Raw genomic sequence first — 7,611 nt, 5'->3', positions numbered from 1 at the left:
CTTTTTAAGGGCAGGGTACCCAGCCAGTCCCTTTTATATCCGCCCTTTTTAAGGGCGGGGGACCATGCGGAGCATGGTGGTGGGTTTTTCATCACCAATATAAAAAGGACGATTCGTTGGAATCGTCCTTTTTTCGTGCTATAAATTTTAAAATATGTGATAAAAACATGAACTATAAAGAATAAAACAAATAATAATGTAATCCATAGCCAAAATAAGTTCACAAATTTGCTTTTTTCTGTAATCTTGTGTTAAAATAACACCGTGACAAGAAGTTGTCACAATAGTAATGCGAATTTCACAGGGACAGAACGCTGAAAGAGCCAGAGGAAACAAGGATACTCGCGGCAGAGGTCAGCCGGACGTTCCCGGGGAATTCACTCTGTGATTCCTAAGGAGGAATATCCCATGAAAAAATCTTTAGTATTTGCCATGGCTATGGCTCTGGGCGTAAGCGCTACCGCTTTCGCTGCCAACCCGTTCTCCGATCTGCCTGCTGGCCACTGGGCTTACGGCGCTGTTGCCAAACTGGCTGCTGCCGGCGTAGTTGACGGTTATCCTGATGGCACCTTCAAAGGCGACAAGACCATGACCCGTTATGAAATGGCTCAGATCGTTGCCAAGGCTCTGGCCAAAGGCGCTATCGGTGCTGATGACAAACTGGTCAGCGAATTCGCTGATGAACTGGACAACCTGGGTGTCCGCGTTGCCAAACTGGAAAAGAACGCTGACGCTGTAAAGATCACCGGGAACATCCGTACCCATTATGCTCATACTACCGGCGACTTTGGTAAGAAGAGCGTAACCAAGACCCGGTCCCGTCTGTTCTTCACCGGTGAAGTGAACGACAACTGGCATTATGTTGGGATGCTGCAGAACGAACAACAATGGAACAATAAAGGCGATAACGACTCCGGCGATAACGACACTGACTTCCAGAGAGCTTACCTGACCGGTAACATCGGTGTTGTGAACATGAACCTGGGCCGTTACAACGGTACTTATGCTGAAGGCAACGTGTACGATACCCGTGTGGATGCTGTAAATGCCAACACCAAATTCGGTGCTACCTACCTGGGCGCAACCTGGGGCAAAATGGCCAATGTTGATACCTACGGCTGGACCGGCTTTGATAAGGCTACTGCAGATGAAAAGGCTAAGGCTAAAGAATCCAAAGCTGGCGAATTCACTCAGGCTGTATTGGGCGGCGACATCGGCAACCTGAACCTGGAAGCCAACTACCTGCATGTAAAAGATCTGGATACCAACTGGGTTAAAGGTTCTGACAACATTTGGACCGCTGCAGCCAACTACAAAGCAGGCGATTGGAAGATCGGTGCTATGTACCTGCACGGCGATGCCGATGAAAAGATTGACGGTGTAGAACCCGATAACGATGGCTGGGTAGCTACCCTGGCTTATAAGGGTGCTTCTGCTGCCAAAGCTGGTTCTTGGGGCCTGTTCGGTAAATACTATGACCAGGGCGGCGCTACCTACATCGCTCATACCATGAACGGTAACTACGATGCTTTCGGCCCGGACGGCTTCAAAGGCTGGATGGTCGGCGGCAACCTGACTGTGGCCAAGAACATGGTGGCTCAGGTTGAATACTATGACCTGAAAGACAAAGGGTCTACCAGCGATCATAACAAGACCCTGTGGTCTCAGATGGTTGTTACGTTCTAATCTCCGATTGGAACCCAAAAGACGATCTCGCAAGAGATCGTCTTTTTTTATGCAAAATAATCGATAAAAAGTGTAATAAAATGTACAAAGTAAAACGTATCCTGCAAGTCTATGCCGATACTATTGTAAAATATATGTAAATATGGTACTTTATAAAAAGTTGATAGAATTGTCACAATTGATTTATCCCAGGCAGGTGGATTGATTCTTTTGCCAGGAACAGAGGAAACAAGGAGACTCGCGGGAATGGAAAGAAACGGAAAACTGCCTGGATAAAAATAACTTCTGGGAGGAATCTCCAATGAAAAAATCTTTAGTGTTTGCCATGGCTATGGCTCTGGGCGTCAGCGCCACTGCCTTTGCTGCCAACCCCTTCTCCGACCTGCCTGCTGGCCACTGGGCCTATGGCGCTGTGGCCAAACTGGCTGCTGCCGGTGTGGTGGATGGGTATCCGGATGGCACCTTCAAGGGTGACAGGACCATGACCCGGTACGAAATGGCCCAGATCGTGGCCAAAGCCCTGGCCAAAGGCGCCATCGGTGCGGATGACAAACTGGTCAGCGAATTCGCCGATGAACTGGACAACCTGGGGGTCCGGGTGGCCAAACTGGAAAAGAATGCGGACAACGTACAGGTGACCGGGGCTGCCCGTATCAGCTATGCAGATCGCAGAGGCGGCGGCTTCAAGAATTGGGATGACAAATCTGAAGCCCAGTTGCGGACCCGTCTGTGGTTCACCGGTGAAGTGAACGACAACTGGCATTACACCGCTATGATCCAGAACCAGCAATACTTCGAAGGCAAGAACGAATCCGGCGACAGCGATACAAACTTCCAGAGAGCTTACCTGAACGGGAATATCGGCGTGGTGAACATCACCGCCGGCCGTTTCAATGACTTCATTGCCGATGGGAACGTGTTCGATGACCGTGCCGACGCTGTCCGGGCTGATGTAAAATTCGGCCAGGGATATCTGTCCGCTGCCTATGGTAAGCTGGCCAACGCTGATCGGTATGGCTGGCAGGATAAAAATGGTTCCGTAGGGGATACCTACTGGAGCGCAGCCCTGGGCGGCAACTGGGGCAACCTGCACGGCGAAGCCACTTATACCAAGATCAATGACCAGGACTTCGGCGCCATGAATGAAGGGGAAGGTACCCTGGATAAGACTGACAACAAAATCTGGACCGTTGGGGCCGATTATACCGCCGGCAAATGGAATGTGAACGCCATGTACCTGAAGGGTGACGCTGATTCCAAGAACAACAGCTGGGTCAACAATGTGGATGATGATGGTTATGTAGTGGGGCTGGGCTATGCCGGTGCCGATGAAAAGAAACCGGGCACCTGGGGCCTATATGCCAAATACTATGACCAGGCTGCTGTGACCGTGGCCTCCCACACCATGAACGGCGACTGGTACGTATTCCCGTACACCGGATTCAAGGGCTACATGGTGGGCGGCAACCTGACCGTGGCCAAGAACATGGTGGCTACCGTGGAATACTATGATCTGAAGAATAAAGATGCAGAAAACGGCATCGATGCAGGCAACAAACACGCCCGCACCCTGTGGTCCGAACTGAACATCACCTTCTGATCAACCGATTGGAAGCAAAAAACGGCTCTCCCCAAAGGAGGGCCGTTTTTATGTGCCGGAAAACCAGTGCAGAGGGAAGAGTGCAGAGTGCAGAGCAGGTACGGTAAAAATCCAATGTTCTGTTGCGATGCCGTAGGGCCTCACAAACGGAGGTCGGAAGGTCAGATGCACGGTCTGCTGGTGTTCGCCCGTACCGGGCAACAAACGGAGAACACCGTTGTTGTCGTCTGTTAGACAGCGACGGCGTAGGGGCTCCCCGTAGGGGAGCCCATCCCGGCCGCCCAGAGGGCATGACAAAAAAACAGAAACGGCCCTGAGGTTTTACTATAAATCCGAAGTCCGGGAAGGACGCGCCCTACAGATGGCAATCGGCTAATCGATGAAAAATTCTTCGGTGTGAAATGAGGGGAATCCAATGGTACCGTTGGTTTTGCTTGGTGATTTTGCTATAATGGAAGAAAAGGGGGGATGACCAATGCCTGAAATTAGTTTGTTTTTTGGAATTCGGATTACCATATATTACAACGACCACAATCCTCCACATATCCACGCCGAATATGCTGGTCAGAAGGCTTTGATTGATATTCAGAATGCATCGGTATTAAAGGGATTTCTGCCAGGTAGACAATTAAAAATTGTCCTTGCCTGGTGTGTTTTGTATCAGGATGAATTGATGCAGAATTGGGAACTGGTGAAAGAAGGAAAAGAACCCAATCCGGTACCTCCAATGCGGAAGGGGTGATACAATGGAAAAACAGTTGATACCTGAAGTCTTACAGGTGGTTCCAGGAAAAGGATACAGTTTTTACGCGTATTTTAATGACGGAACGGTTCATTATTATGATGCATCGTCCCTGGTACAGAACCCCGGAGTATTTCAAAAATTGAAGGATCAAAAGGTGTTTCACGACTGCCTTACGGTCATGAATGGCACAGCCGCGTGGGACTTGGAAGGAAAACGGAATCCGCGAAGATGCATAGATTTGGATCCTTATGACGTCTATGAGGCCCCTGTTGTAAAGGATCCGCTGGAGACGGTTGCATAAGAGATAAAAGAAAAGAGGGTGTTGCACGTCCTGTGCAACACCCCCTTTCTGTCGCCTGCCGTTGACCGCTGACTGCCGACCGTTGACCGCTGACCGTCGACCATTGACAGAAATAAAGCGCCCTGCGCTTTATTTCCATGTATTGCATTGTGTCATCTGATCCACCAGGGGCGTTCCGCTGCCGGCCAGCAGATCCACTTTGCTGACCACCACCTGCATGATCCGGTTCTTTACCACGCCGCTGGAAGTCTCCATGCCGTAGGAGGCCAGGGAATGGATCATGTAGGGAGTGCCGTTGTAATTCCCCAGCACCATCATAACATGGTAGGGGGTGAACAGGAGGGACCCCGGTGCGGCGGTTTTGATGTAGGCCAGCTTCTCTGCATGGGTCATGCCCTGGAAGCTTTTCCCCGGGAAGGACTGGGCCTGTTCGTCTCCGTTCCGGGGCAGCTGGATTCCCATGGTCTTGTACACATCCTGGACAAAGGCGGAGCAGTCCACACTGTTGTGCATGCCGCCCCAGCCATAGGGGGCCCCCAGATGCTTGAAGGCCATTTCAATGGTATTGTTGGCGGTGTAGGGCAGGTAGCCCTGATGGAGATCAGCCCCGTAGGCGGCTTTCACCGGGACAATCTGGAGATAGCCCTGATGGTTCCGGGTGGGCAGCAGCAGGTTCCCGCCCTGGGTGGGAATGGCGGTGCCCATCTGGTACAGCTGGGGCTGGGTGCCGGCCTGGAGGGTCAGTACCCGCCCGGTGACTACAGCAGGAGAGGCAGGGTTGGCGTAGGTCTGCCAGGTCTTGGCATCGGTGATGGCTACCTTGTTCCGAGGGACCCATCCCCGATAATGGGGGGTACGGACGAAAATGAAGTTCCCTTGGGGATTGGTGTGGTACACCCGCACCGGAGTGGCCGGATCCACGGCGGTTTCCTGCCAGTTGTCGAACTGGGTGTCGGAGGCGGAATCAAAGGCCCGCTGAAGGGTGGGGAAGGAGCGGAGATCCACCCGGTCCACCACCACTCCGTATTTTACTGTATTGGTGGGACGGATATTGGCTTTGGCATCTTGGACCAGCTGGGAAGCAAAAGAGTGGCTGATGGGAGCCCTCTGGATGTACTGGTCTTCATCCATGCCGAAGGAATTCACATAGCCGGTGAGCTTGTCGCCGGAAATGGAGGCTCCCAGGTCCTGGATGGAATCGCCAAAGGTGGCCTTGTCCATCTGGGCGTTCATGGCTTTAATCCGTTCCGGAGTGGCCAGGACGGTGTTCCCGGCAGCCGTGGTCCAGGCGGAAGCTTTGGTGAGAGCAGCCGGTGTGCCAGGCATGGCCGCCGCAGCCAAAGCCACGGAAGCGGACAGGCAAAGGGCACCGGTCAAAAGGGATATACGATGAAAAGCATGCAGCAAAATGATGACCTCCTTTATATAGCGTTCCTATTATACCATAAGAAAAGGGGACCGCGGGTAGGGTGAAAAACGGCGGGCCGTTTTTCAGTCTTGCGCTTAACGTCTCACGCCGATGGAAACCATCTGCCCCAGGCAGATGCTGTTGATTGAAAACGCAGCCCCAAGGGCTGCTAACCCACCACCATTGCGCAAGCGCAACGGTCCCCCGCCCTTGCAAAGGGCGGATAGATTGCATGGCAGGCCGAGACCATGGATAAGCAATGGGCCAGCTGGGACACTTGGACGCAGCCCTGAAATGGTGATGGGAACGGACCCAAAGTCCGCCCTGGGAGGGGCGGGGGACCATCCGCAAGGATGGTGGTGGGTCAGCTGGCAATTTTTTTCCATCAGCCGTTGACCGTTGCCCATTGGCCGCTGACCGGGTTTCTTATGGTATAATATCCCCTGTGATACACCTAACGGAAAGGACGGAAACGGCAATGGGAAAATATGTGATCGCCCGGCCTGTGGTCAGTGAGCTGGTGGTGGAAAAATCCCGGTTCCTGTGCACCTTGGCCCGGGTAGAAACGGAAGGGGAGGCCCAGGAATTTGTCCGGGCCATGAAAAAGAAATACTGGGACGCCACCCACAACTGTTCTGCCTATATCGTAGGTCCTGACAACCGGGTGGAGCGGTCCAATGATGACGGGGAACCCAGCGGCACAGCCGGTTCTCCCATGCTGGAAGTCCTCCGCCGGAAGGAGCTGTACAACACGGCGGCAGTGGTGACGAGATATTTCGGGGGCATCAAGCTGGGAGCCGGGGGCCTGACCCGGACCTACGGGAAATGTGTGGCCCAGGCCGTGGAGGAAGGGGGCCTGGCGGAAATGGTGCCCATGGGGGACTATGCCTTCCTCTGGACCCTGGACGATGTGGGCCGGGTGCTGAACCTGCTGTACCAGCAGGACCTTTTTGCCGTGGGGGACGTAGAATACGCCAACCGGGCCAAAATCCACTTGGTGATGCCCCGGGACCGAAAAGAGAAGGCGGAAGCCTGGCTCACTGAGTCCCTCAGCCGTCCGGTGGCCTTGGACGAAGAGAAAACTTTCTTTGAAGAATGTCCGGTGGAGCCGGCCCAATCTTGATTTTCCCTCCGGATTACAGTACACTTATACTTATTGTATATCATGAGATGATGGGGAAAGAATATGGTAGAAAGCAGGCATGATCAATGCTGAAAAAAACTTGTGCTGTCCTGATGAGCTGTCTGGTCCTGGGGGCCGCTACAGTTCCTGCATGGGCGGCGGAAACCGGCGTATCCGTCAAGACGGTGAGCCGTACGGAAAATAAAGTAGATGTGGAATGCCCTCAGGTCAGCGGCGGCAGCCGCACGGCAGATGACAAAATCAACCGGGCCCTCAGCAGCCAGGTGGCTTCTTTTGTCAGTGAAGCCTCCACCCTGGGAGGGGGCAAAGTCCATTACGATGTGCACAAATCTGACGAGGATCTGGTCAGCTTCACCCTGGTGATGACTCCCAATATGGGTGTGGAAGAAAGCGTGGGCATGACCTTTGACCGGAAAACCGGTGAACTGCGGCCTCTCAGCTATTACTACACCAAAGACCAGCTGGCTGTGCTGGCCCAGAACGGGCTCCAGTATCTGTATGATGTGGATCCGGCCAAACTCCAGACCATTCCGGATACCTATTATGTGGACCGGGACGGGAGCCTGATCGGGGTATACCATGCCGGGGCGGTGCTGGATAAAAGTGAAGGGGAAATCGAAATCAACCTTTCGGCAGCCGGTATGGATGCGGAAGGGAATGTGACCGAAGCCCCCATCGACCACAGTGATGGGACGGCCGGAGAAACGGCGGCTCCCGCCGACACAAC

At 53.3% G+C, this 7,611-nt stretch carries 6 protein-coding genes and 1 pseudogene; 6 read left to right on the top strand and 1 reads right to left on the bottom strand.

The window, feature by feature from the left end:
- Positions 1 to 408 precede the first annotated feature (408 nt).
- The 4 genes from QVO43_RS08840 (at position 409) to QVO43_RS08825 (ending at position 4,332) form a co-directional block, all read left to right on the top strand.
- A complete protein-coding gene (locus QVO43_RS08840; RefSeq protein ID WP_012939009.1) occupies positions 409 to 1,686 on the top strand; it encodes an S-layer homology domain-containing protein in 1,278 nt (425 codons plus the stop codon).
- A 301-nt stretch (positions 1,687 to 1,987) separates the two neighbouring features.
- Complete coding sequence (locus QVO43_RS08835) at positions 1,988 to 3,286, top strand: S-layer homology domain-containing protein (protein ID WP_022488157.1); 1,299 nt, start codon at positions 1,988 to 1,990, stop codon at positions 3,284 to 3,286.
- Positions 3,287 to 3,761: 475 nt separating this feature from the next.
- Positions 3,762 to 4,028 (top strand): DUF4160 domain-containing protein, encoded by a 267-nt coding sequence (locus tag QVO43_RS08830; RefSeq protein ID WP_288174839.1) that lies wholly within the window; start codon positions 3,762 to 3,764, stop codon positions 4,026 to 4,028.
- Positions 4,029 to 4,032: 4 nt separating this feature from the next.
- A complete protein-coding gene (locus QVO43_RS08825) occupies positions 4,033 to 4,332 on the top strand; it encodes a DUF2442 domain-containing protein (RefSeq protein ID WP_154488661.1) in 300 nt (99 codons plus the stop codon).
- A 129-nt stretch (positions 4,333 to 4,461) separates the two neighbouring features.
- Here QVO43_RS08825 and QVO43_RS08820 read toward each other — a convergent pair whose 3' ends face one another.
- The gene (locus tag QVO43_RS08820; protein ID WP_022488156.1) at positions 4,462 to 5,739 is read right to left on the bottom strand and encodes a C40 family peptidase; all 1,278 of its coding nucleotides are present in this window, start codon (positions 5,737 to 5,739) and stop codon (positions 4,462 to 4,464) included.
- 479 nt (positions 5,740 to 6,218) lie between these two features.
- On the opposite strand from QVO43_RS08820, the gene QVO43_RS08815 reads away from it, so the two are divergent.
- On the top strand, positions 6,219 to 6,863 hold the full coding sequence (locus tag QVO43_RS08815) for a YigZ family protein (RefSeq protein WP_022488155.1): 645 nt from the start codon (positions 6,219 to 6,221) through the stop codon (positions 6,861 to 6,863).
- Between the two features lie 86 nt (positions 6,864 to 6,949).
- Positions 6,950 to 7,611, top strand: a pseudogene (locus QVO43_RS08810) (SH3 domain-containing protein); the annotation flags it as partial.

The organism is Acidaminococcus sp. CAG:542 (genome assembly GCF_000437815.1).
Classification (GTDB): Bacteria; Bacillota; Negativicutes; order Acidaminococcales; family Acidaminococcaceae; genus Acidaminococcus.
The sequence above is the reverse complement of the archived record's forward strand: the minus strand, read 5'-3'. Positions and strand labels throughout refer to the sequence as shown.

Excerpts from the sequence above, each read along its gene's own strand:
- QVO43_RS08840 (WP_012939009.1), top strand. The coding sequence starts at position 409 with ATGAAAAAATCTTTAGTATTTGCCATGGCTATGGCTCTGGGCGTAAGC.
- QVO43_RS08835 (WP_022488157.1), top strand. The coding sequence starts at position 1,988 with ATGAAAAAATCTTTAGTGTTTGCCATGGCTATGGCTCTGGGCGTCAGC.
- QVO43_RS08830 (WP_288174839.1), top strand. The coding sequence starts at position 3,762 with ATGCCTGAAATTAGTTTGTTTTTTGGAATTCGGATTACCATATATTAC.
- QVO43_RS08825 (WP_154488661.1), top strand. The coding sequence starts at position 4,033 with ATGGAAAAACAGTTGATACCTGAAGTCTTACAGGTGGTTCCAGGAAAA.
- QVO43_RS08815 (WP_022488155.1), top strand. The coding sequence starts at position 6,219 with ATGGGAAAATATGTGATCGCCCGGCCTGTGGTCAGTGAGCTGGTGGTG.